Source organism: Arthrobacter sp. SX1312 (genome assembly GCF_002929295.1).
Taxonomy (GTDB): domain Bacteria; phylum Actinomycetota; class Actinomycetes; order Actinomycetales; family Micrococcaceae; genus Arthrobacter_D.
This window is the reverse complement of record NZ_PJIM01000003.1, coordinates 93,513-117,403: the sequence shown is the minus strand read 5'-3', so window position 1 is coordinate 117,403 and position 23,891 is coordinate 93,513. Positions and strand designations below refer to the sequence as shown.

General features: G+C 72.1%; 21 protein-coding genes. 17 read left to right on the top strand and 4 right to left on the bottom strand.

Annotation, left to right across the window (positions count from 1 at the left end; all coding sequences use genetic code 11):
• Positions 1-275: 275 nt before the first annotated feature.
• On the bottom strand, positions 276-1,700 hold the full coding sequence (locus CXQ92_RS13815; protein ID WP_258069950.1) for an HNH endonuclease signature motif containing protein: 1,425 nt from the start codon (positions 1,698-1,700) through the stop codon (positions 276-278).
• Between the two features lie 105 nt (positions 1,701-1,805).
• Here CXQ92_RS13815 and CXQ92_RS17880 point away from each other — a divergent pair, with 105 nt between their 5' ends.
• Positions 1,806-2,036 carry a hypothetical protein gene (locus tag CXQ92_RS17880; protein ID WP_146067473.1) on the top strand — a complete coding sequence of 77 codons (231 nt, stop codon included), beginning with the start codon at positions 1,806-1,808 and terminating at the stop codon, positions 2,034-2,036.
• Positions 2,037-2,308: 272 nt separating this feature from the next.
• On the opposite strand, the gene CXQ92_RS13810 is transcribed toward CXQ92_RS17880, so the two are convergent.
• Complete coding sequence (locus CXQ92_RS13810) at positions 2,309-3,766, bottom strand: insulinase family protein (protein ID WP_104168353.1); 1,458 nt, start codon at positions 3,764-3,766, stop codon at positions 2,309-2,311.
• A gap of 194 nt (positions 3,767-3,960) precedes the next feature.
• On the opposite strand from CXQ92_RS13810, the gene CXQ92_RS13805 reads away from it, so the two are divergent.
• The 11 genes from CXQ92_RS13805 to CXQ92_RS13755 all read left to right on the top strand — a co-directional run bounded on the left by CXQ92_RS13805 (position 3,961) and on the right by CXQ92_RS13755 (position 14,923).
• Positions 3,961-4,431, top strand: a complete 471-nt coding sequence (locus CXQ92_RS13805; protein WP_104168352.1) for an Hsp20/alpha crystallin family protein — start codon at positions 3,961-3,963, stop codon at positions 4,429-4,431.
• Between the two features lie 74 nt (positions 4,432-4,505).
• Positions 4,506-5,039 carry a GNAT family N-acetyltransferase gene (locus CXQ92_RS13800; RefSeq protein ID WP_104168351.1) on the top strand — a complete coding sequence of 178 codons (534 nt, stop codon included), beginning with the start codon at positions 4,506-4,508 and terminating at the stop codon, positions 5,037-5,039.
• A gap of 108 nt (positions 5,040-5,147) precedes the next feature.
• Complete coding sequence (gene gatC, locus CXQ92_RS13795; RefSeq protein ID WP_104168350.1) at positions 5,148-5,444, top strand: Asp-tRNA(Asn)/Glu-tRNA(Gln) amidotransferase subunit GatC; 297 nt, start codon at positions 5,148-5,150, stop codon at positions 5,442-5,444.
• 3 nt (positions 5,445-5,447) lie between these two features.
• On the top strand, positions 5,448-6,953 hold the full coding sequence (gene gatA, locus CXQ92_RS13790) for an Asp-tRNA(Asn)/Glu-tRNA(Gln) amidotransferase subunit GatA (RefSeq protein ID WP_104168349.1): 1,506 nt from the start codon (positions 5,448-5,450) through the stop codon (positions 6,951-6,953).
• Entirely contained in the window at positions 6,953-8,467 is a 1,515-nt protein-coding gene (gene gatB / locus CXQ92_RS13785) for an Asp-tRNA(Asn)/Glu-tRNA(Gln) amidotransferase subunit GatB (RefSeq protein ID WP_104168348.1), read from the top strand. Before gatA ends, gatB begins: the two co-directional genes overlap by 1 nt.
• A gap of 102 nt (positions 8,468-8,569) precedes the next feature.
• Positions 8,570-9,475 carry an aminoglycoside phosphotransferase family protein gene (locus CXQ92_RS13780; protein WP_104168347.1) on the top strand — a complete coding sequence of 302 codons (906 nt, stop codon included), beginning with the start codon at positions 8,570-8,572 and terminating at the stop codon, positions 9,473-9,475.
• Between the two features lie 180 nt (positions 9,476-9,655).
• On the top strand, positions 9,656-10,699 hold the full coding sequence (gene tdh / locus CXQ92_RS13775; RefSeq protein ID WP_104168346.1) for an L-threonine 3-dehydrogenase: 1,044 nt from the start codon (positions 9,656-9,658) through the stop codon (positions 10,697-10,699).
• Positions 10,700-10,713: 14 nt separating this feature from the next.
• Positions 10,714-11,952 carry a glycine C-acetyltransferase gene (locus CXQ92_RS13770; RefSeq protein ID WP_104168345.1) on the top strand — a complete coding sequence of 413 codons (1,239 nt, stop codon included), beginning with the start codon at positions 10,714-10,716 and terminating at the stop codon, positions 11,950-11,952.
• 64 nt (positions 11,953-12,016) lie between these two features.
• On the top strand, positions 12,017-13,114 hold the full coding sequence (locus CXQ92_RS13765) for an FAD-binding oxidoreductase (RefSeq protein WP_104168344.1): 1,098 nt from the start codon (positions 12,017-12,019) through the stop codon (positions 13,112-13,114).
• 123 nt (positions 13,115-13,237) lie between these two features.
• Positions 13,238-13,720: a cation:proton antiporter regulatory subunit gene (locus CXQ92_RS13760; protein WP_104168343.1), complete on the top strand. Its 483-nt coding sequence runs from the start codon at positions 13,238-13,240 to the stop codon at positions 13,718-13,720.
• A 9-nt stretch (positions 13,721-13,729) separates the two neighbouring features.
• Positions 13,730-14,923: a cation:proton antiporter gene (locus tag CXQ92_RS13755; protein ID WP_104168342.1), complete on the top strand. Its 1,194-nt coding sequence runs from the start codon at positions 13,730-13,732 to the stop codon at positions 14,921-14,923.
• Between the two features lie 27 nt (positions 14,924-14,950).
• On the opposite strand, the gene CXQ92_RS13750 is transcribed toward CXQ92_RS13755, so the two are convergent.
• Positions 14,951-15,796, bottom strand: a complete 846-nt coding sequence (locus CXQ92_RS13750; RefSeq protein ID WP_104168341.1) for a siderophore-interacting protein — start codon at positions 15,794-15,796, stop codon at positions 14,951-14,953.
• 46 nt (positions 15,797-15,842) lie between these two features.
• Positions 15,843-17,426 carry a histidine ammonia-lyase gene (hutH, locus tag CXQ92_RS13745; RefSeq protein WP_104168340.1) on the bottom strand — a complete coding sequence of 528 codons (1,584 nt, stop codon included), beginning with the start codon at positions 17,424-17,426 and terminating at the stop codon, positions 15,843-15,845.
• Between the two features lie 101 nt (positions 17,427-17,527).
• On the opposite strand from hutH, the gene CXQ92_RS13740 reads away from it, so the two are divergent.
• Genes CXQ92_RS13740 through hutI form a run of 5 tightly spaced genes read left to right on the top strand, consistent with a single transcriptional unit; the run spans position 17,528 to position 23,751 of the window.
• On the top strand, positions 17,528-18,217 hold the full coding sequence (locus CXQ92_RS13740) for an IclR family transcriptional regulator (RefSeq protein ID WP_104168339.1): 690 nt from the start codon (positions 17,528-17,530) through the stop codon (positions 18,215-18,217).
• On the top strand, positions 18,214-19,890 hold the full coding sequence (gene hutU / locus CXQ92_RS13735; protein ID WP_104168338.1) for a urocanate hydratase: 1,677 nt from the start codon (positions 18,214-18,216) through the stop codon (positions 19,888-19,890). The genes CXQ92_RS13740 and hutU overlap by 4 nt, the downstream gene beginning before the upstream one ends.
• A 29-nt stretch (positions 19,891-19,919) precedes the next feature.
• Positions 19,920-21,137 (top strand): allantoate amidohydrolase, encoded by a 1,218-nt coding sequence (locus tag CXQ92_RS13730; RefSeq protein WP_104168337.1) that lies wholly within the window; start codon positions 19,920-19,922, stop codon positions 21,135-21,137.
• Entirely contained in the window at positions 21,134-22,549 is a 1,416-nt protein-coding gene (locus CXQ92_RS13725) for a formimidoylglutamate deiminase (RefSeq protein WP_104168336.1), read from the top strand. The genes CXQ92_RS13730 and CXQ92_RS13725 overlap by 4 nt, the downstream gene beginning before the upstream one ends.
• Entirely contained in the window at positions 22,549-23,751 is a 1,203-nt protein-coding gene (gene hutI / locus CXQ92_RS13720; protein WP_104168335.1) for an imidazolonepropionase, read from the top strand. Before CXQ92_RS13725 ends, hutI begins: the two co-directional genes overlap by 1 nt.
• Positions 23,752-23,891: the final 140 nt, after the last annotated feature.

Below are 23,891 nucleotides of genomic sequence, written 5' to 3'. Positions count from 1 at the left end.
GGGCTTAGCAGGAAGCTTGCAGTGTTGCACCCTGGTCGTCACCACACCAGAGGGCGTTGCCCAGTCTTCTCTCTCGACGGGGACGGTCCCGTCCTCTGCCTCGGCGGTGCCGGTCCCGCCCGCGGAAGCTAGTGGGTGGGGCTGCAGGCCACGGACTCCAGGTCGACTGGGCGTCACGGCCCGATGTCGATCAATAGGCGCAGAGCCGGTGGACCGTCGGGCGATCTATCCTGCCTTCGTGTTGGGCGGGTCGGTCAGGCGTCCTCCCTGCAAAATCAGGCGAAGAGCAGTTCTGCCCGTCGGGAGGCTCGCGTGGAAGGGTATGCCGGGGTGTTGTGATCCTCAGGCGCGAAACTCGACGCTGCGGGCGGTGTCGGCGGGAGTGGGTGTCTCCCGGTCTCCTGTTTCCGTTCCCGTTGGTGCTCGCGTTCGTTCGGGCTGCTGCCGGGCAGGGGTGGTGCGGTGGAGTGGTAGGTGTGGCCGGTGGGCGTGCTGATCTCGAGGGCATGCCGGGCGTGTCTGGCTCCGGGATCGGGGTGCGCTTTCGCATTCCAGCCGGGGAGTTCCTTGGTGTGGTTGCACGCCTCACACAGCCCCGCACCGTTGAACAGGCTCGTGGGCCCGTCCTTGTGCCAGGGGATGATGTGGTCGTAGTGGCGGATCGGCGCATCACAGTACGGGGCCCGGCACAGATGGTCGCGGGCCTGGATGAACCGGCGCTGCCCGGCCGTGAAAAGCCTAGCCCTCGACTCGACGGCCACCAGCTCCCCGCTACCCGGGGCGGTATAGAGGCGCCGGAGCCAGACCTCGAATGCCCGCCGGTGATCTGCTGACTGGCCGGAGGCCTGCTCGGAGGCCGGCCCGGTGGTGAGGAGGTCCCGCGCCCAGCCGGCCGGGACGATCCCGTACCCGGGCAGCCTCGCGGGTTCGCTGTCGCCCTGGAACAGGGTCCGGTCCGTCATGACCAGCTGCACCTCGACCCGGGAGAACCCACCCGGGGTGCCCGTGGTCCGCTCCACCAGCGCATCGGCCATTACCTGACCCCGACTGCGTTCATCCCCGGCGGCCCGCCGGGTGTCGGCGTGCCGGGCCAGTTCCGCGTGCACCGCCACGCCTTGGGCGACCGGCAGCAGGGCGGTCAGATACGTCATGGTGTCCGGCGCCGGCCGCAGACTCACATGCCGCTCTCCCGCCGCGTGACTCGCCCGCTGGGTCACCGAGCGCGGGTCCCGCCGGTACGCCGCCGCCCGCGCCGCGGCGACGAGCTGCCGGTCCCCGGCCCCGTCGAAGGCACCCGTGTCCGCGGCCAGGTCCTCATCGACCGCGCACCGGTCCGCAGCGGAGAGGCAGGCCGTCTCCCGCACCAGCAGCGTCGCCCGCCACTCATTCAACAACCCGGTTTCGAGGGCGGCCATGGTGTGCGGCATCTCCGTCACCAGAGCCCGCGCGAACCCGAGCAACCGGCCACCCCGGGCCGGGGACTCACGCCGGGCCAAAGCCACCTGCGCCGCCACCCCCTTGCCCCGCTCCGCCACCGGCACACCAGCCGCCGCCTGGGACCGGCGCTGGTCGAGGTCGAACGCGACCGCGATCCGGGCCTGCCGGGCGGCGATCGCCGACGTGTAATCCTCCAAGGACCGCATCTCATCGATCAGCTCTGCACCACCGGCACCCATGGAAAGCGAGAGCATCTCCTCCATCAACTCCCGCACCCGAGCCGCCGACGAAGAGGCAGGGGCAGCAGCAGGTGCGACGTGGTCTGCCGAGGACGTGGCCAGGCCGGCAGTAGCCGAAACGTCGCCCTGATGCTCAGCCCCACCGAACATGGGGGCGCCTTGGTGCGCAGCACCACCGGTCACGGTGGCGCTGAACCGATGAATCTGTTCGCGCAGCTGCTGGATGAATTCAGCACTCCCGGGGCCCGCTGGAAGGGACGCCACCAGATCGATCAGATCCTGCACAGAGTCAGCATGCACCGCAGCGGACGGGACAGCGCCACTCCGCGAAGCACCACCAGGATCGGTGGTTTCAGGTGAAGCGTTCGAGCTGCTGGCCATACTGAATTCTCCCAACCACCACCGACATTCTGAGGTCGTCACGGCCTGCCGGTGCACGGTGAAGTCCCGCCGGTTGCCGGTGGCGGCGCTCGTCCTCCACTCGTCCTGAGGCGACGGAGATCGGCCTGACCCCGGAGGACACCAAGGGAACTCGAGCTCATCGCCACCACGGCGACCGTGGCGGGTGAAACCATCCACGCGATGCCGTTCGAGGTCGGGCAGGACACCGACATCGAGGACGGGAGGACCGATCAACCGATGTCGACCCGATAGGTGAGGGCGCTGTCGACGCGGTCCTCGATGAGCGCGAGAGCTTCATGGCCTCTGGCAAACCACGATTGCTGCAATTCCAGTGATACGGCGTCGACGCCGTGAAGCGCGATCCCGTAAGGCGTGTACTCGAGTCCGCGGACGTCGTCCCAGAAGATCGTCGTGACCGCCTGGTCCACGAGGCTGACGCCGTCATCGCCGACCACGAGACGAGCCTTCGACGGGACACCCTGGAAGGAGCCCCGGAGGCTGCGCTTGAAGGATCGCCCGGACACCGGCTCATGGTTCTCGCCGCCGAGCATTCGGAGGGACGGATCCGACGTGGATGTTCCCTCGGGCATGCCGACCATGAGCGTCAGGTCGAGGAGGGAGAGCGCGTTCTGCGCCGACTGCCGGGTCACCGCGGCGGTGTCGGTGACCATCTGCTCCGGGCTGATGAGCTGCTCGCCGAGTAGATAGCGTCGCGCGGCATCCGTGGCGGCGACGGCCGCTGAGCGAGGATCGGCGGCGAAATCCGTGATGTCGTCCGTGAGTTGCCGCAGTTCCAGTTCATCGGGCCCGTGGGAGCTGAGGTCATCGAGGATGCTTCGGAGCTCGCGCAGCGCCAGTTCTGCGTCCTCCTTCCGCGGATCGGCGGTGAGGCAGACGACGCCTCGCCCCCTTCCGGCCTCCAGGACGTGATGGCCGACGTCGTAGATGATTCCTCGTTTCCTGCGCAGAAGGTCGAGTGCACGCTGGCACGCGACCTGCGCGATGACGGACGCGCTGTTCCTCGCCAGTTCGGAGCCGGATTCGAACTCGAAGGACAGGGCGAGGGGAGGCCCGCCCAACTCGAACCAGAGTGGCGTCGGGAGGCTCGCGATCGGACGGGCGGCGCGCGGGGGCTGTGCTTCGCCTGGAGGCAGGACCAGTGAAAGGCCCGGAGGAGGAGGGCCTGTGAGCGCCAGTGCGGCATTGCCGCTGGTGAAGTACTTGCTGATGGCTGCTATGACAGCACTGTCATCGATGCTGTTCAGCGCCGGCTGATCGACCCCTGCAAGGCCGAGTGAGGAGAGCCCGTACCTGCGCAGTAGATGCTCTGCGACCGCGGGTTCGACGACCGAGGACGCTTCTGCAACCAGCACCTTCTTCTCGATGTCCAGCGAGCTCACGTCGGGAGTGCGGATGCTTGCGCAGATGTCCCCGAGGAACGCGATCACCTGCTCCGGACGGCCGGTCGCCTCGAACGAGGTGAAGCTCAGTTCCACGGTCGCATTGTGGTCGTACCGGGGCGAGGGTGCTCCAGCCATCACGAGGTGTTCGGCGAGATGGGTGATGCCCGACGTCACCAGCGACTCGTCCCGGACGCCGACACGGAACACGAGTTCGGCGCTCAACGGAGGAGGACCCTCGACCCAGAAGACCGGTATGCCGTCGACCTCGGCCCTGTTGAGTGTCATGCGCCTGATCCTAGGACGGTCACGGTCGATCTTCGGCGCGACACGAGGAATGGCGCGGACAGCTGCCCGACCGGCGGCCGCTCACCGGACGGAACGGGGGGTCTTTCGTCCCTGTCGGCGCCGGCGGCCTCGGTGTCTACTCGGAAGGACCTGCCCCTGATCGGGCCGATCCCATCGAGTGTCTGGAGTTCGTCATGACTGATGCGCGGCGCTGGCCTCCGTTCGGCTCCAGCCGGCGGAACTTCCCCTTCAACGCGGGCACCAGGTCCCCTATGGACCTGCTGGATTCGATGGAGCGGCTGTTCGAGTCGTCGTCGTCCGGGCCGGCCTCGATCCGGGTCGAGGAATTCGTCGACGGGACGGACATGGTGGTCCGCGCGGAGATGCCGGGACTCGATCCCGACCAGGACATCGAAGTGAGCATCGAGAACGGCTTCCTGCGGATCCGCGCCCAGCGCGAGGAGAACGAGGAGCACAAGGACAAGGACCGGTACCGGTCCGAGTTCCGGTACGGATCCTTCCGCCGCGACATCGTGCTCCCCGACGGCGTGAAGGACGAGGACATCCGGGCCACCTACGCCGACGGCGTGCTGGACGTGCGGACGCCGCTGCCGGACAGTACGAAGCGCGAGGGCCCGAGGAAACTCCCCATCACCCGCGCCTGACCCGGCCCGGAGAGGATCGGCGTCCGCCGGGCCGGCGGCGTCCCGGCGGCGTCGACGCGTGGCAAGATGAGCCGGTGACCAACGCACCCTCCGGGGACGCCCTCTCGGACGCCCGCATCACCATCCGGCCCATCCAGCCCGGGGACTACGACGACGTCCGCCGCATCACGCGCGGCGCCTACCTCGAGGCCGGGTACTTCGCCGACGAGGCGCACCCCTACATGGCCGTGCTCTCCGACATCGAGCACCGCGCCGAGCACGCCGAGGTCTGGGTGGCCGAGCGCGACGGCGTCGTCGTCGGGTCGGTCGCCCTCACCTTCGCGGGCCAGCGGTACACCGACATCGCCGTCGAGGGGGAGCTGGAGTTCCGGATGCTCGCGGTGGACCCGGCCGTGCAGCGCGGCGGCATCGGCCGCGCCATGGTGGAGCGCATCATCGAGCACGCGCGCACCCTGCCGGGCATCGAGGCCGTGAGCCTCACGAGCGGCTCCGACATGGTGCGGGCGCACCGCCTCTACGAGTCGATGGGCTTCGTCCGCGTGCCGGGCCGCGACTGGGAGGTCCCCAACGAGGACATCCTGCTCTGGGTCTTCCGCCTGTCCCTGTAGGCGCACGCATCCGCCGTCGTCGGGTCCGGTCTCCGCTGATGCCGGGCGCCGAGCGCGCCAGCACTAGACTGGAGGAAGATACCCACCTCCGACTTCCAGGGGAGATCCATGGCTGAGATCAACCGGGACGACGTCGCGCATCTTGCGCGGCTCGCCCACATCGACATGACCGACGACGAGCTCGACCGCATGGCCGGGGAACTCGCGGTGATCGTCGATTCCATCAAGAGCGTGAGCGAGGTCGCCGGCGACGACGTCCCCGCGACGAGCCACCCGATCCCGCTGAGCAACGTGTTCCGCGACGACGTCGTGGGGGAGACCCTCAGCAACGAGGAAGCCCTCCTCGGCGCTCCCGACAACGCCGACGGCCGCTTCAAGGTCCCGGCAATCCTGGACGGGGAGTAACCCATGACAGACCTGATCCACCTCTCCGCCGACGCCCTCGCGCAGAAGCTCGCCGCGAAGGAGGTCTCCGCCGTCGAGGCGACGCAGGCCTACCTGGACCGCATCGACGCCGTGGACGGCGCGATCAACGCGTTCCTGCACGTCAACACCGACGAGGCGCTGCTCGTCGCCGCCGGCGTCGACAAGGCACGTACCGACGGCGACACGCTGCACCCGCTCGCGGGCGTCCCCATCGCCGTGAAGGACCTGATCGTCACCAAGGGCCAGCCCACCACGGCGGGGTCGAAGATCCTCGAGGGCTGGCAGAGCCCCTACGACGCCACCGTGGTCCGCAAGCTCCGTGCCGCGAGGATGCCGATCCTCGGCAAGACGAACCTCGACGAGTTCGCCATGGGCTCCTCCACCGAGCACTCCGCGTTCGGACCCACCCGCAACCCCTGGGACCTCGACCGCATCCCCGGCGGGTCCGGCGGCGGGTCCGCGGCCGCCGTCGCCGCGTTCGAGGCACCGCTGGCGCTCGGCACCGACACCGGCGGCTCCATCCGCCAGCCCGGCGCCGTCACCGGCACGGTCGGCGTGAAGCCCACCTACGGCGGTGTCTCCCGCTACGGGGCGATCGCCATGGCGTCCTCGCTCGACCAGATCGGCCCGGTGTCCCGCACGGTCCTCGACAGCGCCCTGCTGCACGAGGTCATCGGCGGCCACGATCCCCACGATTCCACGTCGCTCACCGACCCGGTGGGCGCACTCGTCGAGGCCGCCCGCCTCGGCCAGGTCGACGGCATGCGCATCGGTGTCATCAAGGAGCTGCAGGGCGAGGGCTACCAGGCCGGCGTCCTTACGCGCTTCCACGAGTCGCTCGAGCTGCTGCGCTCGGCGGGCGCCGAGATCGTCGAGGTCTCCTGCCCCAACTTCCGGTACGCGCTCGGCGCCTACTACCTGATCATGCCGTCGGAGGCCTCCAGCAACCTGGCCAAGTACGACGGCGTGCGCTTCGGCCTGCGCGTGGTGCCCGAGGGCATGCCCACGATCGAGCGCGTCATGGGCGCCACCCGCGCGGCCGGCTTCGGCGACGAGGTCAAGCGCCGCATCATCCTCGGCACCTACGCGCTGAGCGCCGGCTACTACGACGCCTACTACGGGTCGGCGCAGAAGGTGCGCACGCTCATCCAGCGCGACTTCGCCGCCGCGTTCGAGCAGGCCGACGTCCTGATCTCGCCGACCGCCCCGACCACGGCGTTCAAGCTGGGCGAGAAGCTCAACGACCCGCTGGCGATGTACCTGAACGACGTCGCCACCATCCCGGCGAACCTGGCCGGCGTCCCCGGGCTGTCCCTGCCCGGTGGCCTCGCGGACGAGGACGGGCTGCCCGTCGGCATCCAGCTCCTCGCCCCCGCCCGCAAGGACGCGCGCCTCTACCGCGTGGGCGCCGTCCTCGAATCGCTGCTCGAAGCCACGTGGGGCGGGCCGATGCTGGCCCAGGCCCCCGAGATCACAGGTGGTAAGTAATGACTGCTGTAACCGATGAGGTCCTGTCCTTCGACGAGGCCATGGAGAAGTACGATCCCGTGCTCGGGTTCGAGGTCCACGTGGAGCTCAACACGCGGACGAAGATGTTCTCCTCCGCGCCCAACGCGTTCGGGGACGTGCCCAACACCAACGTGACCCCGGTGGACCTCGGCCTGCCCGGCGTCCTGCCCGTCGTCAACGGCGTCGCCGTCGAGTCCGCGATCAAGATCGGCCTGGCGCTCAACTGCAGGATCGCCGAGAAGTGCTACTTCGCGCGGAAGAACTACTTCTACCCGGACACCCCGAAGAACTTCCAGACCTCCCAGTTCGAGGACCCGATCGCCTACGACGGCAGCATCGACATCGAGCTCGCCGACGGCACCGTCTTCACGGTGGAGATCGAGCGCGCCCACATGGAGGAGGACGCCGGCAAGCTCACCCACATGGGGGGCGCGACGGGCCGCATCCAGGGCGCCGAGTTCTCCCTCGTGGACTACAACCGCGCGGGCGTGCCCCTCATCGAGATCGTCACGAAGCCGATCGTCGGCGCCGGCTCGCGTGCCCCCGAGCTCGCGAAGGCCTACGTGGCCGCCATCCGCGAGATCGTCAAGAACCTTGGCGTCTCGGACGCCCGCATGGAGCGCGGCAACGTGCGCTGCGACGCGAACGTCTCCCTCAAGCCGAAGGGCCAGGAGAAGTTCGGCACGCGCACCGAGACCAAGAACGTGAACTCGCTGCGCGCCGTCGAGCACGCCGTCCGCTACGAGATCCAGCGGCACGCCGCCGTCCTCGACTCGGGCACGCCGATCCAGCAGGAGACGCGCCACTGGCACGAGGACACGCGCTCGACGACGTCGGGGCGCCCCAAGTCCGACGCCGACGACTACCGCTACTTCCCCGAGCCGGACCTCGTGCCGGTCGTGACGAACGACGCGTGGATCGAGAAGCTCCGCGCCGAACTCCCCGAGCCGCCGGCCGAGCGCCGCAAGCGCCTGCAGGCCGACTGGGGCTACTCCGACGCCGAGTTCCGCGACGTCGTCAACGCCGGGGTCATGTCCTCGATCGAGGACACCATCGCCGCCGGCGTCAGCGCCGCCGTCGCCCGCAAGTGGTGGATGGGCGAGATCTCCCGCCGCGCCAAGCTGGCCGACGTCGAGCCCGCCGAGCTCGGCGTCACGCCCGAGCTGATCGTCGAGCTCAACGCGCTCATCGAGACCGGCAAGATCAACGACAAGCTCTCCCGCGACGTGCTCGACGGCGTCCTCGCCGGCGAGGGCACGCCCGCGGAGGTCGTCGAGAAGCGCGGCCTCGCCGTCGTGTCCGACGACGGCCCGCTGCTCGAGGCGATCGACGGCGCCCTCGCGGCCCAGCCCGACGTCGCGGACAAGATCCGCGGCGGCAAGGTCCAGGCCGTGGGCGCGATCGTGGGCGGCGTCATGAAGGCCACCCGCGGGCAGGCCGACGCCGGCCGCGTGCGCGAGCTCATCCTGCAGCGCCTCGGCGTCGAGGGCTAGCCCCCGACGCCGGGCTGCCGGGGCGGAGCGCGGGGCAGGCCCGGGGGCGACGTTCCCGCGGGTCCGCCCCGCGCTCCGGTCCTGCGTACCGAGGAGGTCCACGTGGCCGTGAGGCCCCAGGCGGAGGTCGACGTCGCGGCGTCCCTCGTCGTCGCCCTGCTCGGCCTCCAGATGCCGGATCTGGCGCACCTGCCGGTGCGGTTCGTGGACGGCGGCTGGGACAACACGCTGTTCCGGGTGGGGGAGGACCTCGTGGCGCGCCTGCCCCGGCGCGCCGTCGCCGACGCGCTCATGGTCGCGGAGCAGCAATGGCTGCCGGGTCTCAGCGCGCCCCTGTCCGTCGCGACGTCGGCGCCCGTGCGGATCGGCCGACCCGGTGCCGGATACCCGTGGCACTGGTCCGTCTCCCGATGGATCGACGGGGCGAGCGGCATCACGGTCCCGCGGGCCGGGCGCTCTCCCGCCGCCGTCCCGCTCGCGCGCTTCCTCGCGGACTTCCACCGACCCGCGCCCGCCGACGCCCCCGTCAGCCCCGTGGGGCGTGGCGGCCCGCTGGCAGCCCGCGACGGCGTCGTCCGTCCGCGGCTGGCGTCGCTCCCGGAGATCCCCGGCGCACCTGCGGATTCCCTGCAGCGCGTCTGGGACTCCGCCCTCGCAGCACCGAGGTGGTCGGGGGAGCCGCTCTGGCTGCACGGTGACCTGCATCCGGCCAACGTCGTCCTCGCGCCCGACGGCGGGCTGGTGGGCGTCGTCGACTTCGGTGACCTGTGCTCCGGGGACCCCGCGATGGATCTCGCGGCGGCGTGGCTGCACTTCGACGCCGTCGGTCGGTCCGCGTTCCGCACGGCACTCGAGGGGCTGCGCCCGATCGACGCTGCCACCTGGGATCGGGCCAGGGGCTGGGCGCTGAGCATGGGGAGCGCCATGGCGGCATCCTCCGACGACTCCCCGGCGTTCCTCCGCCTCGGCGTCGAGACCCTGGCCGCCGTCCTCGACGACGCGCCGTAGCCCGCCCGCGGAGTGGTCTACCCGGCCCTGCCCACCCGCCGCGACGGCGCACCCACGATGACGGCCCGCCGCCGCCCGCCGCTGCTACTGTTGCTCCGGGCACATTCCGCCCTCGCACTCGTACCGCACGGCCCCGACGCGATCCGTCGGGGACAGGCGCGGCATGGAAGGAACCGTTCAGTGAAGGCGCTGTACAAATCCGGGGCACACCCCGGCTTCGAGCTCGTCGACCGGCCCGAACCCGACGCCGGGTGGGGTGAGGTCAAGATCCGGGTCATCACCACCGGCATCTGCGGCACGGACCTCCACATCGAGAGCTGGGATCCCTGGGCGCAGGGCATGATCGACGGTCCCCTGATCCCCGGCCACGAGTTCTACGGCGAGGTCGTCGCCCTCGGCGAGGGCATCCGGGACGTCCGCATCGGGGACCGCGTCTCCGGTGAAGGCCACATCGTCTGCGGGATCTGCCGCAACTGCCGCGCCGGCCGCCGCCAGATGTGCATCCGCACCTCGAGCGTCGGCGTCCAGCGCGACGGCGCGTTCGCCGAGTTCGTCGTCGTGCCCGAGACCAACGTCTGGGTGCACGACGCGACCGTCACGCCCGAGCTCGGCGCCGTCTTCGACCCCTTCGGCAACGCCGTCCACACCGCGCTCAGCTTCCCGCTCGTCGGGGAGGACGTGCTGATCACCGGGGCCGGCCCCATCGGCCTGATGGCGGTTGCCGTCGCCCGTCATGCCGGTGCCCGCAAGATCGCCATCACCGACGTCTCCGCGCCGCGGCTCGCCCTCGCCCGCGGCGTCGGGGCGGACCTCGCCATCGACGTCAGCCGGAGGCGCGTCGCCGACGCGCAGCGCGAGCTCGGCATGAAGGAGGGCTTCGACGTCGGGATGGAGATGTCCGGTCATGCCACGGCACTGCCCGAGATGATCGACAACATGAACCACGGCGGGCGCATCGCCATGCTAGGCCTGCCGGCAGGCCCGATCTCCATCGACTGGGGGAAGGTGGTCACGCATATGCTGACCCTCAAGGGCATCTACGGCCGGGAGATGTTCGAGACCTGGTACGCGATGAGCGCCATGCTGCAGTCCAACGGGACCCTGCGCGAGGCCGTCTCGTCCGTGGTCACCGACTGCCTGCCCGCCCGGGACTGGCAGCAGGGCTTCGCAACAGCGCGCAGCGGCGCGAGCGGCAAAGTGGTCCTCGACTGGACCACCTTCTAGGAGGCAGGAACACCATGTATTCAGCAGTCCGCGACCAGCTCGCCGGAGAACTCGACGAGATCCGCAGTGCAGGCCTGTTCAAGCACGAGCGCCGCATCTCCTCGCCGCAGTCCAGCCACATCACGGCCGGCGCGCTGGGGGCCGACGACGCCCGGGTGCTGAACTTCTGCGCCAACAACTACCTCGGCCTCGCCGACCACCCGGAGATCATCGCCGCGGCCAAGACCGCCCTGGACGAGCGCGGCTTCGGCATGGCGTCCGTGCGCTTCATCTGCGGCACCCAGGACCTGCACCTCGAACTCGAACGCCGCGTCTCGCGGTTCCTCGGCACCGAGGACACCATCCTGTTCTCCTCATGCTTCGACGCGAACGGCGGCGTGTTCGAATCGCTCCTCGGACCGGAGGACGCCGTCATCTCCGACGCCCTGAACCACGCATCCATCATCGATGGCATCCGGCTGTCGAAGGCGCAGCGCCTCCGCTACGCCAACCGCGACATGGCGGACCTCGAGGCGAAGCTGCAGGAGGCGTCGGGGGCACGACGGCGCCTGGTCGTCACCGACGGCGTCTTCTCCATGGACGGCTACCTCGCCCCCCTCGAGGCCATCTGCAACCTCGCCGAGCGCTACGACGCGATGGTCATGGTGGACGACTCGCACGCCGTCGGGTTCATGGGTGCCACCGGCGCCGGGACGCCCGAACACGCCGGGGTCGCCGACCGGGTGGACATCTTCACGGGCACGTTCGGCAAGGCGCTCGGCGGGGCGTCCGGCGGCTACGTGGCCGCCCGCGCCGAGATCGTCGCCCTCCTGCGGCAGCGCGCGCGCCCCTACCTGTTCTCGAACTCGCTCGCACCATCGATCGTCGCCGCGACCCTGACCGCCCTGGACCTGGTGCAGAACAGCACCGACCTGCGGTCCACACTGACCGCCAATGCCGCGCTGTTCCGCCGCCGCATGACGGAGGAGGGCTTCGACCTGCTGGAAGGGGAGCACGCGATCGTCCCGGTCATGTTCGGCGACGCCGTCCTCGCGGCCCGCACGGCCGACGCCATGCTCGCGCAGGGCGTCTTCGTGACGGCCTTCAGCTACCCCGTGGTCCCGAAGGGCGCCGCCCGGATCCGTGTGCAGCTCTCCGCAGCGCACACGGCGGAGGACATCGGGGCCTGCGTGCAGGCGTTCGTCGCCGCCCGCGCCGAGGTGGCCGCGAGCCCGGTCGACGTCGGCGACGCCCCGGGCGCACACGTCGGCTGAGGAACAACGGGAAGGGCACGGAACGGAGGCGCCGGCTGGGGGAGGGCGAGCCTAGGATGACGGGATGAGCTCCCTCGAGTGCGACGTCCTGATCATCGGCGGCGGGATCGCCGGCCTCTCGCTGGCCTCCGCGCTGGCCCCCTTCTCCAGCGTGGTCCTCGTGGAAGCCGAGCCGACCCTCGGCTACCACACCTCCTCCCGCTCGGCGCGGCAACTGATCCCCAGCTACGGCCCCGAGCCCGTCCTGGACCTGACCCGGCGCACCCTCGAGCTGCTGGGCGGCGTGCAGTCCTCCACGGGGCTCCCCCTGACCGTGCCGCGGTCCTTCCTCCTGATCGGATCCGAGGCCGAGGTCGACGCGCGGGCCAGCGCCGCGATGCACCGCCTCACCCACGCCCAGGCCCTCGACCTCTGCCCGCAGCTGCGCCCCGAGGCCTTCGCGGCCGCCGCCATCGACACGGACTGCGTGGGGACGGACACGGACCTGCTGCTCGAGTACCACCGGCGGAGCGCGAGCGACGACGGCGTCATCATCCTCACCGGGGCGCTGGTCACCGAGGCCCGCTACGACGGCTCCGCGTGGAGCGTCCGCGCCGGCTACCGGCCGATCACCGCGGGGGTCGTGGTCGACGCGGCGGGAGCCTGGGCCGACGGCGTCGCGACGCTGTGCGGCGTCGCGCCCCAGGGACTCGTGCCGCACCGACGGACCGCGGCGATCGTGGCGGCGGCCAACGCGCCGCGGGCAGGGTCCCCGATGGTCGCGGCGGCCGACGAGTCCTTCTACTACCGCCCGGACGCCGACGGCGTCCTCATCTCGCCCGCCGAATCGGAACCGGCGGAGGCGGGGGACGCCCAACCGCACCCGGGCGACGTCGAGCGCCTCATCGAGCGGCTCGGAGCCGTGACGACCCTCGGGATCACGGCCGTCCACCGATCCTGGACGGGGCTGCGGACCCAGCGGGACTCCACCGTGCCGGTCGTGGGGTTCGATCCCGGCCACCCCGGGTTCTTCTGGCTCGCGGGGCAGGGCGGGTACGGGTTCCAGACGTCGTCGGGCATCGCCGAACTGGCCGCCGTCCTCCTCACCGGCGCCGATCCGGCCGATCTCGGCGCCGCCCCGGACCGCGTGGGCGCCGCGGCCGCCGCGCTCCGTCCGGCCTGAGGACCATCCATCCGGAGCCCGATCCGTCAGCGCCGAACGAGGCCTCGACGCCCTCAGCGAACGGGCCGCGCAACCAGCGCCCTGCCCGCCGGCGAGCAGTCCACGCAGGTCTAGGATGATCGCATGAACGTCATCGAAACGCGCCTTCCCGGCATCGGGGTGCGGCGTGAGATCGTCACCGGGTCCGGCCGGAGGGTCGGCATCGTCGCGCAGCGCGACGGCGAGCTCGACCTCATCATCTCCAAGGCCAATGACCCGGACGCCTGCGTCGCCTCCATCCCGCTGACCCCGGACGAGGCGGCGACGATCGGCAGCCTCCTCGGGTCCCGGCAGCTCGTCGCCCAGCTGACGGAGGAGCACCGGGACCTCCCCGGGGTCTCGACGCGCCAGTTCTACATCGACCACGGATCGCCCTTCGACGGCCGCACCCTCGGTGACACCAGGATGCGGTCGCGCTCCGGCGCATCCCTCGTCGCCGTGCTCCGCTCCGGCCAGGTCCAGGCCTCACCCGCCCCCGACTTCACGCTCGCCGGCGGCGACCTGCTGGTGGTGGTGGGGACCTCGGAGGGCCTGGACACCGCAGCGGACATCCTGCGCAACGGCTGATCGCCGTCTATGCACACGACCGCCCTCACCCTGATCGAACTCGGCGCGATTCTCCTGTTCCTCGGGGTCCTCGGGCGGCTTGCGGGCCGGATCGGACTCTCGCCCATCCCGCTGTACCTCCTCGGTGGCCTGTTCTTCGGGCAGGGTGGCTTCCTCGAGCTCGACGGGGTCATGGAATTCAGCGAGGTGGCCGGTGAGATCGGCGTCATCCTCCTCCTGCTGCTGCTCGGCCTGGAGTACACGGCCAAGGAACTCGTCACCGGGATGCGGCAGTCCTGGATGGCGGGGATCGTGGACCTCGTCCTGAACTTCACGCCGGGCGCCCTCGTCGCGGTCATCCTGGGCTGGGGGCCGGTCGCGGCCCTCGTGATGGGCGGCGTCACGTACATCTCCTCCTCGGGTATCGCCGCGAAGGTGATGAGCGATCTCGGCCGCCTCGGCAACCGGGAGACGCCCACCGTCCTCGCGATCCTCGTCTTCGAGGACCTCGCGATGGCCGTCTACCTGCCCGTCCTGACCGCGGTGCTGGCGGGGCTCAGCTTCGCCGGCGGACTCGGGACGGTCGGCGTCTCCCTCCTCGTCGTCACCCTCGTGCTCGTCGTCGCGCTGCGCTGGGGGAACGCGGTCTCCGCGGTCGTCGACAGCAAGGACCGAGAGGTCTTCCTCCTGACGCTCATCGGGGCGGCCCTGCTCGTCGCGGGTGTGGCCTCCGCCCTGCAGGTCTCGGCGGCCGTGGGGGCGTTCCTCCTCGGCATCGCGATCTCCGGCGCGACGGCGGAGAACGCGGCCCGCCTCCTCGAACCGCTGCGGGACCTCTTCGCCGCCATCTTCTTCGTGGTCTTCGGGCTCAATACCGACCCGGCGTCGATCCCCCCGGTCCTCGGGGTCGCGTTGCTCCTCGCGCTCGTCACGACGGCGACGAAGATCGCGACCGGCTGGTGGGCGGCCCGCCGCCAGGGCATCGGGCGCCTCGGCCGGGCCCGGGCCGGCACGGCCCTCGTGGCGCGCGGGGAGTTCTCGATCGTCATCGCCGGGCTCGCGGTGGCCTCCGGCTCCGTGATCCCTGAGATCGCCGCCCTGGCGACGACGTACGTGCTGATCATGGCCGTGCTCGGGCCCGTACTGGCGCGTATCGCCGAGCCCGCGATGGAACTCCTGGAACGGTTCCCGAGGCGGGGCCCCCGCGCGGTGCCGGTCGCCTGAGGCGCACCGGGCCGCACGTACCCGGGGTCAGTCGTCGAGGATCTTGCCGATCGGCTCACGCTTCTCCGCCTGGAAGGTGTCCTCCTCGCGGCCGTACGCCCAGTAGCCGGAGAGCGAGACCTGCGCGCGGGTGAGCCCCCTGTCCCGGAACAGGATGTCCCGCAGGGCCTTCATGGCGCCGCGCTCCCCGTGGACGAAGGCGTCGACGCGTCCCTCGGGCCATGGTCCGGCGGCGACGGCGTCCGCGAGCAGCGTCGTCGTGCCCGGTTCCCGGCCGTCCCGCGTCAGCCAGTGCAGCTCCACCCCCGCGGGGGCGGCGAGCGCGAGTACGTCGGCGGCGGTGTCCACCTCGAGGTAGGCGTGTCCGACGGCGGCCGGGTGCAGGGCCTCGAGGCCGGCGGCGATCGCGGGGAGCGCGGAGTCGTCCCCCGCGAAGAGGTGCCAGTCGGCGTCCGGGTCCGGCGACCACTTGCCGGAGGGGCCCATGAGGACCAGGGGATCGCCCGGGGCGGCCTGCGCCGCCCACGGGCCGGCGATGCCGGAGTCCCCGTGCACCACGAAGTCGATGGCCAGGCGCTCCGCCGCGGCGTCGAGCCACCGTACGGTGTAGGTCCGCTTCACGGGTCGGTCGCCCGCGGGCAAGGCGTGCTTGAGGGCCGCGAGGTCGTAGGGCGGGGTCAGCCCGAGGTGGGGTTTGGTGAACAGCAGTTTGGCGTACCTGTCCGTCGCGTCGCAGTCCTGCAGGTCCCGGAAGCCGGGACCACCCACCACGACCCGCACCAGGTGGGGGCTCAGCCACTGCGTCTCGAGCACGGTGAGGACCGCCTGGGGGCGCGGGGGTTTGACGGAGGGCACGGGGACGGGGGAGGACATGGGGCGGCGCCTCTTTCTCGGGGTGGTCAGCCCACCCTAACAAGCCCTACTGGAGGGACCCCGGGACTGCCCTCCGGGCTGCGGCGAGCAGGGAGCCGTCGTCCACCAGCCGCCGGGCGGCCTCGATCTCCGGGGCCAGGTAGCGGTCGGTGCCGGGGCCCTCGACGTCCTGCCGGAGCCGGGCCCGGACGGCGGTGATCGGCGCGGAACTGCGCCCGACCGCGCCCGTGCCCGCCCCGCCTCCGCGCATGTCCAGGGCGCGTGCTGCGGTGAGGATCTCGATCGCGAGGACGCGCGTGAGGCCGTCGACGGCCCGGCGCAGCTTCAGACCCGCGGCCCAGCCCATCGAGACGTGGTCCTCCTGCATGGCCGAGGAGGGGATGGAGTCCACGGATGCCGGCGCGGCGAGGCGCTTGAGCTCGGACACGATGCCGGCCTGCGTGTACTGGGCGATCATGTGGCCGGAGTCGACGCCGGGATCGTGGGCGAGGAAGGCGTTGAGCCCGTGGCTGCGGGACGTGTCGAGGAAGCGGTCCGTGCGGCGCTCGCTCATGGAGGCGACGTCCGCGACGGCGATCGCGAGGAAGTCCAGCACGTAGCCCACCGGCGCCCCGTGGAAGTTGCCGTTGGACTCGATCCTGCCGTCGGGGGTGATGACCGGGTTGTCGATCGCGGACCCCAGCTCGATCGCGGCGACGGCGTCGGCGTGCGCGAGGGTGGCGCGGGCGGCTCCGTGGACCTGGGGCGCGCAGCGCAGGGAATACGCGTCCTGGACGCGGGTGAACCGGTGCCGGCCGGTCTCGGACGTGAACTGGTCGGCGAGCAGCGGGGACCCCGCCAGCAGGGCGCGGATGTTCGCGGCGGACGCCAGCTGGCCCGGGTGCGGGCGCAGGGCGTGGAGATCCTCGGCGAACACGGCGTCGGTACCCAGCAGCCCCTCCACGCTCATGGCCGCTGCGAGATCCGCCGTCGTGAGGAGCCGGTGCAGGTCCGCGGCGGCGAGGACGAGCATCCCGAGCATCCCGTCCGTACCGTTGATGAGGGCCAGCCCCTCCTTCTCGCGCAACTCGACCGGGGCGATGCCTGCCTCGGCGAGCGCCTCGGCCGCCTCCACCAGGTGCCCGGCGCGGTCCCGTACCTGCCCCTCGCCCATCAGCGCCAGGGCCACGTGGGAGAGCGGCGCGAGATCGCCCGAGCAGCCCAGCGAACCGTACTCGCCGACCACCGGTGTGATGCCGGCGTTCAGCAGGGCGGCGTAGGTGGACGCGACGAGCGGGCGCACCCCGGTACGGCCCGTGGCGAGGGTGGAGAGGCGGCCGAGCATCAGGCCGCGCACCACCTCGCGATCCACCTCGGCCCCCGAGGACGCCGCGTGGCTGCGGATGAGGCTGCGCTGCAGCCGGGTGCGCTGGTCCAGCGGGATGTGCCGGGTGGCCAGGGCACCGAAGCCGGTCGAGACCCCGTAGTGCGGCGTGCCGTCGTCCACGAGCGCGTCGACCACCGCTCGGGATCCGGCCATCGCGGCGAGGGCCTCGGGCGCCAGATCCACCCGGGCGCCGTCCCGCGCCACCGCGACGACGTCGGCGGGGGACAGCGGGCCGGTGCCCACGATCACGGTCTGCTGGTTCACGCTGTGCCTCGGTTCCCGCGGCGCCTGCCGCTCTTGCCATTGAGTGAAAATGGAGTTTCAATAAGTGAAATATACGTCGACCACGAAAGCAAGGAGCGAGCATGGCCGAATCATCGACCCGCACCGTCGAGCGGGCCCTCGTGCTGCTCGGGGCGGTCTGCGGGGCCGGCTCGCTGACACTCGCGGACGCGGCCCGGGAGGCCGACCTGTCGGCGTCGACGGCGCTGCGGCTCCTGCGCACCCTCGAAGGGACGGGGTTCGTGCGCCGGGACGCCCTCGGCGCCTACCGGCCCGGCCTCCGCGTGGTGCAGCTCGGCGCGCAGGCCCTCGGCCACGAATCCCTGGTCTCCCTCGCGGAGCCCGCCCTGGATCGCCTCGTGGAGCGGACCGGCGAGTCGGCCTACCTCAGCGTCCCCTCGCACGACGGCGAGGGCGTCTACCTCGCGATGCGCGAGGGCACCCACTCGGTGCGCCACGCCAGCTGGGTGGGGCGCAGCATCCCGCTCGCGCAGACCGCCGTCGGCGCTGTGCTCACGGGTGGGCCCCCGGACGGCGGCTTCGTCGTCGTGCGCGACGGCGTCGAGAAGGATGTCACGGCCATCGCGGCGCCTCTCTCGCCGGGCGGCCGGACGGTCGCGGCGCTCAGCGTCGTCGTCCCCAGCTACCGCATCACCGAGGCGGAGGCCCACCGCATCGGTTCGCTCGTGGCACAGGAGGCCGCGGCCCTCCTGACGGAGCCCGGTGCGGGCGCCGTCCCGGTGCCCGAGGACCTGACAGGAGAACCGGCATGACCACCCCCACCTCCGCGACCCACGATCCCTCCCGGTCCATCCGGGCCGCGCGCGGCACCCGCCTGACCGCGAAGAGCTGGCAGACCGAGGCGCCGCTGCGGATGCTCATGAACAACCTCGATCCCGAGGTCGCCGAACGGCCCGAGGACCTGGTGGTGTACGGCGGGACCGGCCGGGCGGCCCGCAGCTGGGACGCCTACGACGCCATCGTCCGCACCCTCACGGAGCTCGAGGACGACGAGACGCTGCTCGTCCAGTCCGGCAAGCCCGTCGGGGTGTTCCGCACCCACCCGTGGGCGCCGCGCGTGCTGCTCGCCAACTCCAACCTCGTGGGGGACTGGGCCACGTGGCCCGAGTTCCGGCGCCTCGAGGCGGAGGGCCTCATGATGTACGGGCAGATGACCGCGGGCTCCTGGATCTACATCGGCACGCAGGGCATCCTGCAGGGCACCTTCGAGACGTTCGCGGCGATCGCCCGCACACGGTTCGGCGGCAGCCTCGCCGGCACCCTCACCCTGACCGGGGGCTGTGGCGGCATGGGCGGCGCCCAGCCCCTCGCCGTCACGCTCAACGGCGGAGCCGTCCTCATCGTGGACGTCAGTGAGGCGCGCCTGCGCCGCCGCGTCGCGAAACGCTACCTGGACACCGTCGCGGACACGCTCGACGACGCCGTCGCGCAGGTCCTCGCCGCGAAACGCGAGCAGCGGGCGCTGTCCGTGGGCGTAGTCGGCAACGCGGCCACCGTGTTCCCGGAACTGCTCCGGCGCGGGCTCGACGTCGACATCGTCACCGACCAGACCTCCGCCCACGACCCGCTCAGCTATCTGCCCGAGGGGATCGCCGTCGACGAGTGGGAGCGTGAGGCCGCCGCGGACCCGGAAGGCTTCACGAAGAAGGCCCAGGCGTCGATGGCCCTGCAGGTCGAGGCGATGGTCGGATTCCTCGACGCCGGAGCGGAGGTCTTCGACTACGGCAACTCGATCCGCGACGAGGCCCGGAAGGGCGGCTACGGCCGTGCGTTCGCCTTCCCGGGGTTCGTCCCCGCCTATATCCGACCCCTGTTCTGCGAGGGGCTCGGCCCGTTCCGCTGGGTCGCGCTCTCGGGGGATCCGGCGGACATCGCCGTCACCGACGCCGCCCTCAAGGAGCTGTTCCCGGACAACGGGCACCTCCACCGCTGGCTCGACGCGGCGGCCGAGCACGTGGAGTTCGAGGGCCTGCCCGCCCGGATCTGCTGGCTCGGCTACGGGGACCGCGCGAAGGCGGGCCTGCTCCTCAACCGGCTCGTCGCGGAGGGGAGGGTCTCGGCCCCCATCGTCATCGGCCGCGACCACCTCGACTCCGGGTCCGTCGCCTCGCCCTACCGGGAGACCGAGGCGATGGCGGACGGCTCCGACGCCGTCGCCGACTGGCCCCTGCTGAACGCCCTCCTGAACACCGCCTCCGGGGCCACCTGGGTGTCCATCCACCACGGCGGCGGCGTCGGGATCGGCCGCTCCATCCACGCCGGGCAGGTCTCCGTCGCCGACGGGACCGACCTCGCGGCGCAGAAGCTCGAGCGGCTCCTCACCAACGATCCCGGGACGGGCGTGATCCGCCACGTCGACGCCGGGTACGGGCGCGCCCGCGAGGTCGCGGTGGAGCACGGCGTCCGCATCCCCATGCAATCCTGAAGACCCGTCCCCGACCGGAAGGTACCCCCGTGCAGACCGTCTCCTCCGTCCTCGACTCCATCAGTGACATCGGCCGCGACGCCACCCGCGGGGGCTACTCGCGCGGCGTGCACACCCCCGCCGAGTCCTCGCTGCGCGAATGGTTCAGCGCCGAGGCCCAGGCCCGCGGGCTGGCCGTCGAGACGGACCGCAACGGCATCCTCTGGGCGTGGTGGGACGCCACGGACAGCCGGGACGGCGCGCTCGTCACCGGCAGCCACCTCGACTCGGTGCCCGGCGGCGGCGCCTACGACGGCCCGCTCGGCGTCGCCTCCGCCCTCGTGGCCGTGGACCTGCTGCGCGAGCGCGGGGCGACCCCGCAGCGCTCCCTCGCGATCGCCGTGTTCCCCGAGGAGGAGGGGTCCCGCTTCGGGGTCTCCTGCCTGGGATCGCGCCTGCTCACCGGCACGCTCGACCCCGATGCCGTCCGGTCCCTGACGGACGCGGACGGCACCACCTTCGCCGAGGCCTCCCGCGCCGCGGGGGTCGACCCCACGCACCTGGGCCGCGACGAGGAGGCGATCCGGCGCATCGGGGACTTCGTGGAACTCCACGTCGAGCAGGGGCGAGGCCTGATCGATCTCGACTCCGCCGTGGCCATCGGCTCCACGATGCTGGGCCACGGCCGCTGGCGCCTGTCCATCACCGGCCAGGGCAACCACGCGGGCACCACGCTCATGGCCGACCGCGCCGACCCCATGGTCGCCGCCGCCCAGGTGGTCCTCGCCGTCCGGAAGGCCGCCGCGGAGCAGGACGGCGCCCGCGCGACGGTGGGACGCCTGCAGCCCGTGCCGGGCGGGACGAACGTCATCGCCTCCCGCGTGGACCTGTGGCTGGACGTGCGCCACGAGGAGGACGCCGTCACGGCCTCGCTCATCGAGAGGATCCACGGCCAGGCCCAGAAGATCTGCGCGTTCGAGGGCTGCCGGACCACCCTGACCGAGGAATCGCGCAGCGGCACGGTCCATTTCGACGGTGCGCTCCAGCGCACGCTCGGCAACGCCCTCGGCCGCTCCTTCCCCGGCGCACCGACCCTGCCGACGGGCGCCGGGCACGATGCCGGCATCCTCGGCGCCATCGCGCCCACCGCCATGCTGTTCGTCCGCAACCCCACCGGCGTCAGCCATTCGCCCGAGGAGTTCGTGGAGCGCGACGACGCGGACGCCGGGGCCACCGCGCTCGCGGACGTCCTCGACGACCTGCTGTGACCGGACCCCGCACCGATCGGGCCGTCCGCGCCGTCTGGTGCGAGCACGCGTGGCTGGGAGCCGACGGGATCCGCGACGCCGTGCGCGTCGAGGTGGACGACGACGGCCTGGTGCTCGGCGTGCTCGCGGGCGTGCCGGCGCGGGAGGGCGACGTCGTCCTCCGCGGCGTGGTGTTCCCCGCCGCCGCCAACGCGCATTCGCACGCGTTCCACCGCGCGCTGCGCGGGCGCACCCACGGGAGCGGCGGGACGTTCTGGACCTGGCGGGAGACGATGTACCGCGCGGCGGGTGCCCTCACGCCCGCACTGTACGAGGAGCTCGCCGCTGCGGTGTACGCCGAGATGGTGGTGGCGGGGTGGACGAGTGTCGCCGAATTCCACTACGTGCACCACCGCCCAGACGGCACGCCGTACGGGCAGGGGGACGACGACGGACCGCATGCCATGGAGCTGGCCCTCGCCCGGGCCGCCGTCCGTGCGGGCATCCGCCTGACGCTGCTCGACACGTGCTACCTCGCCGGCGGCTTCGGGACACCCCTCGCGGCGGGCCAGCGCCGTTTCTCCGACGGGACCGCGGAGCGGTGGCTCGCACGGCTGGCGTCCCTGCGTACAGCGATCTCCTCGCGCTACCCCGCACGCCAGGTCACGGTCGGCGCAGCCATCCATTCGGTCCGCGCGGTGCCGGAGCAGGACCTCGCCGTGATCGCTCGTCGGTTGCCGCCGGACCTGCCCCTGCACATCCACCTGTCCGAGCAGCCCGCCGAGAACGAGGAGTGCCTCCGGGCGACCGGCCGCACCCCGACGGCGCTGCTCCACCGGCACGGCCTCGTGACCGACCGCCTGTCCGCCGTCCATGCCACCCACGTCACCGACCGCGACATCGCGACCCTCGCCGACGCCGGAGCGGTGATCGTGTTCTGCCCCACCACGGAGGCGGATCTCGCCGACGGGCTCGGGCCGGCCGGGGACTTCCGGGAGGCCGGAGCGCAGCTCGCCCTCGGCACCGACCAGCACGCCGCCGTCGACCCGTGGCTGGAGATGCGGGCCCTCGAGCTCGGGGAGCGCCTGCGCACCGGGCGGCGGGGGCACTTCGCCCCGGAGCGGCTGCACGGCATCGCGTCCCTCGGCGGCGCGCGGGCCCAGGGCCGTCCCGGCGCGGGCTTCGGTCCGGGCCACCCGGCCGATCTCATGGCGGTCGACCCCCACAGTGCACGCACCGCCGGATCCTCCCGGGAGCAGCTCGCCTCGACGGCGACGGCTCAGGACGTCACGGGCGTCGTCGTCGGCGGTGTCCTCAGGGCGCGGGACGGCGTGCACACGACGCTCGGGGATCCCGGGCCCCTGCTGGTCGCGGCCATCGCCCGCCTCGACGCAGCACACCCCACCGCCGCACCTCCCGGGGGCCGGTCCTGATGTCCGTCCTCATCACCAACATCGGCGAACTCATGACGCAGGACGCCGACGGCGCCGTCCTGCGGGACGCCGCCCTGGTCCTCGAGGGGGAGCGGATCAGCTGGATCGGCCCGGCCACCCGCGCGCCCGCGACGGACGAGGCCTACGATGCCGGGGGCCGCGCGGGACTGCCCGGCTGGGTCGACAGCCACACGCACCTCGTGTTCGCCGGGGACCGGACGGCGGAGTTCGAGGCCCGCATGGCGGGGGAGTCGTACGCCGCGGGCGGCATCGCGGTCACCATGGAGGCCACGCGCGCCGCGGGGGACTACGACCTCACGCGGCTCCTGCTGGCCCGCGCCGCGGAGGCCGCCGCGGGCGGTACCACGTACCTCGAAACGAAGACGGGCTACGGGCTCGACGTCGCGCAGGAGGCGCGCAGCGCGCGGATCGCGGCCGGCGTGGTGGACGAGGTCACCTTCCTCGGCGCGCACCTCGTGCCCGCAGGGGAGGACGCCGAGGACTACACGGATCTCGTGTGCGGGCCGATGCTCGACGCCGTCCGCCCGTACGTGCGCTGGGCCGACGTCTTCTGCGAGACCGGCGCCTTCACCCCGGACCAGTCACGCCGCGTCCTCGCGGCCTGCGCCGCCGCGGGCCTCGGCCTGCGCGTGCACGGCAACCAGCTCGGCCCGGGCGCCGGCGTGGCGCTCGCCGTCGAGTTCGGCGCCGCCAGCGTCGACCACGTGAACCACCTCTCCGACGCCGACGTCGACGCGCTCGCGGGCACGTGGTCGGGATCGGGCGCGGACGAGGCACCGGGTACCGTCGCCACGTGCCTGCCGGCCTGCGATCTGTCGACGCGCCAGCCGTTCGCACCCGCCCGGCGGCTGCTCGACGCCGGTGCCCGGATCGCCCTGGCGAGCAACTGCAATCCCGGCACCTCCTACACGAGCTCCATGGCCTTCTGCGTCGCCACCGCCGTCCTGCAGATGGGGCTGACGGTCCACGAGGCGGTCCGTGCCGCCACCCACGGCGGGGCGCTGGCGCTGCGTCGTCACACGGGACGCGACGCCGACGGCCTGCGCGCCGTCGGGTCCCTCGCCGTCGGGCACCGCGCGGACCTGCAGCTGCTGAACGCGCCGTCGGCCACGCACCTGGCGTACCGGCCCGGGATGCCGCTCGTGCACGCCGTCTGGCGGGCGGGCACGCGCCTTCGGTAGGAGGGCTGACGCTGGGGACTCTTCACCGACCCCGCACTGCCGGCAAGGGACGTCAGGATCCTCAACCGGGATACCGTGCCGAGCGCCTTGAACAGCTCCGCTACCTTCTCGAGTTGAGCGTCATCCGTCATACCAATACA